The following is a 2,135-nucleotide window of genomic DNA, read 5'->3' on the forward strand; positions in this document are numbered from 1 at the left end:
GGCCGCTCGGCCGGGGCGGCGCACCCGCCTCGCCCGCCTCCCCCTGGGCCCGCGCCCTCGGGATGACCGCCGTCGTGCTGCTCGGCGCCTGGCTCGGGCTGCTGACCGTCGGCAGCGTGCTGACCCCGGTCGGTCCGATGGACACCCGGATGACGCTGCGGCCGTCCCTCACCGGCGGTACGAAGATCAACGTGTCGCCGCTGGGCGCGCTGGAGCTGGACACCCACACCGCGCCGCTCCGGCTCGACGTAGACGTCGACCAGCTGGACCCCGTCCGCTCCCAGGCGCTCGTCGAGCGCCCCGAACGGTTCTCCGGCCTCCAGGACGAGGTCGGCCGCGACGTCAGGAACGGCACCACCGAGCTGGCCGTGCGCTCCGTCGTCGCCGTCGTGTCCGGCGCGACCGCCCTCGGCCTCGTCGTCTACCGCCGCCCCCGCCGCGCCCTCGCCGCCGGCGGGCTGGCGCTCACGCTGCTGGCCGCCTCGGGCGTCGGCGCGTACGCCACCTGGAACCCGAAGTCGGTGCTGGAGCCGAAGTTCTCGGGGCTGCTCTCCTCCGCCCCGCAGGTCGTCGGCAGCGCCCGCTCGATCGTCACCGACTTCGACGTCTACCAGAAGGAGCTGGCGCGGCTGGTGACCAATGTGACGAAGCTGTACGACGCGACGTCCACGCTCCCCACGTACCAGCCCGACCCGGCCACCATCCGGGTGCTGCACGTCTCCGACATCCACCTCAACCCGGCGGCCTGGCACATCATCGGCTCACTCGTGGAGCAGTACGGGATCGGCGCCATCATCGACTCGGGCGACACCATGGACCACGGCGCGGCGGCCGAGAACACCTTCCTCGACCCGATCGCCGACCTGGACGTGCCGTACGTCTGGGTGCGCGGCAACCACGACTCGCGGGTCACCCAGGAGTACCTGGGGCGCATGAAGAACGTACGGGTGCTGGACGACGGCCGGGCCGTCACCGTGGCCGGGGTGCGGGTGGCGGGCATCGGCGATCCGCAGTTCACGCCCGACCGCTCGGTGGTGGCCGAGGGCGACCCGGCCGAACGGCTCGCGGGCATCCGGCTCGCCTCGGCGCTGCGCGACCAGGAGCGGGCCGGTACGCCCGTGGACATCGCCGTCGCCCATGAGCCGGAGGCGGCGCGGCAGACGGACGGGCTGGTTCCGCTCGTGCTCGCCGGCCATGTCCACCACCGCGCGACCGAGATCATGCCGCACGGCACCCGGCTGAAGATCGAGGGCTCGACGGGCGGCGGCGGGCTGCGCGCCCTGCAGAACGAGAAGCCGGAGAAGGTGCGCGCCTCCGTGCTCTATCTGGACCGTACGACGAAGCGGCTCCAGGCGTGGGACGAGATCACGCTCGGCGGGCTGGGGCTGACGACGGCCGAGGTCAGCCGCCATCTGCCGCAGGAGGCGGGAAAGCCGGGCACGGGCCCGTCGCCCGACCCGTCCGCCACGCCGTCCGCCGATGCGTCGCCCGGTTCGCCGTCCGATGCGCCGTCCGATGCGCCGTCGGGTTCGTCGCCCGATCCCTCCGCCGCCTCCCCCGCCCCGTCCGCCGGGCCGCCTTCCGGCTCCCCCGGTACGGGGCCGCCCACCGGCTCCGCGGCCGGTCCCCCGGGGTCCCCGTACCCGCCCCCTGAACCGTTTTGGCGATAGCTCCGCCCATCCCATATGCTTCTGACGTCCCCGACGCGCTGCGAAGCGCCCAGGCGGGCCTTTAGCCCTCATCGTCTAGTGGCCCAGGACGCCGCCCTTTCAAGGCGGTAGCACGGGTTCGAATCCCGTTGGGGGCACGCAACACCGTGTGCGAGACTGGTGCTCGCACATTGCTTGGTCCTGTGGAGCAGTTTGGAGTGCTCGCCACCCTGTCAAGGTGGAGGCCGCGGGTTCAAATCCCGTCAGGACCGCAAGACAAGAACCCGCATCCTTCCGGATGCGGGTTCTTTCGTTTCCCCGGCCGCCGCACGTCTCCGACGTTTTCCCGGCCGCCGCGCGTCTCTCCGACCGCCGCGCGCTTGCCCGGCCGTCGCGCCGTCTCTGCGACCGTCGCGCCGTCTCTGCGACCGTCGCGCCGTTTCCGCCGGACGGCGGGTACTTCCTCGCCTACGACAAGGGCCGTCG

At 72.8% G+C, this 2,135-nt stretch carries 2 protein-coding genes and 2 tRNA genes; all 4 read left to right on the forward strand.

Translation table 11 applies throughout. The annotated features are described in order from the left end of the window. Positions 1-1,670 (forward strand): metallophosphoesterase family protein (locus DVH02_RS34375; protein WP_114627740.1); only part of this gene is annotated, 1,670 nt, incomplete at its 5' end. A 64-nt stretch (positions 1,671-1,734) separates the two neighbouring features. Next, a tRNA-Glu gene (locus DVH02_RS34380) sits at positions 1,735-1,807 on the forward strand. A gap of 39 nt (positions 1,808-1,846) precedes the next feature. After that, positions 1,847-1,921, forward strand: a tRNA-Asp gene (locus DVH02_RS34385). Continuing rightward, positions 1,888-2,135 (forward strand): hypothetical protein (locus DVH02_RS36675; protein ID WP_233518646.1); only part of this gene is annotated, 248 nt, incomplete at its 3' end. The genes DVH02_RS34385 and DVH02_RS36675, both read left to right, overlap by 34 nt.

It is taken from the genome of Streptomyces corynorhini (assembly GCF_003346515.1).
GTDB classification, from domain to species: Bacteria; Actinomycetota; Actinomycetes; order Streptomycetales; family Streptomycetaceae; genus Streptomyces; species Streptomyces corynorhini.